This window comes from Streptomyces sp. CLV115 (assembly GCF_038448545.1).
GTDB classification, from domain to species: Bacteria; Actinomycetota; Actinomycetes; order Streptomycetales; family Streptomycetaceae; genus Streptomyces; species Streptomyces sanglieri.
The window spans coordinates 1-503 of the sequence record NZ_JBCEWQ010000381.1 but is presented as its reverse complement, the minus strand read 5'-3'; the positions used below and the strand labels follow the sequence as shown (position 1 = coordinate 503).

Annotated in this window: 1 protein-coding gene; it reads left to right on the top strand. The window is 63.2% G+C overall.

What is annotated here, in order from left to right:
* On the top strand, window positions 1–254 hold a 254-nt coding region (locus AADR41_RS42250), incomplete at its 5' end, for a YchJ family protein (protein ID WP_342287789.1).
* Window positions 255–503: the final 249 nt, after the last annotated feature.

Sequence of the window (503 nt, the reverse complement as noted above, 5' to 3'; positions counted from 1 at the left end):
CCCTGGGACGGTGGAATCACCTGTGGGCAACCTGGCACCCCCGTACCCGTCCCGATGTTGTCGATTCGCAGGGCGTGGAATGGACGGGTTTACAGATCCTTGCCACCAAGGATGGCCAACCGGGCGACATCACGGGAATGGTGGAATTTCGCGCCTCGTACCGGGCCGGGAAGCGCCACAACGTCCTCCATGAGGTGTCCCGTTTCCAGCGTCGCGCAGGCCGGTGGATGTATGTCGACGGGGACGTCGACTAAGCACTTAGTTCTTGCCAGACTCCGCCGCGGCCGAAGAGACGACGCTATCGAGCCATGTGCCGTGCGCACCGGACGTGGCATGACAACCACCGGGCACTGCGCGTTGCGTCTGATGTCTCAGATCCCAACACCGCACAACGGAGTGGGCTTGATAGTGCTGGCCGTCGTAGTCGTCTCCTCCTGGCTCACTCCGCTTGACGGGCGGCGGACTTCTTGGCACGGTCACGGCTGAGCGGATCAGTGATGGCC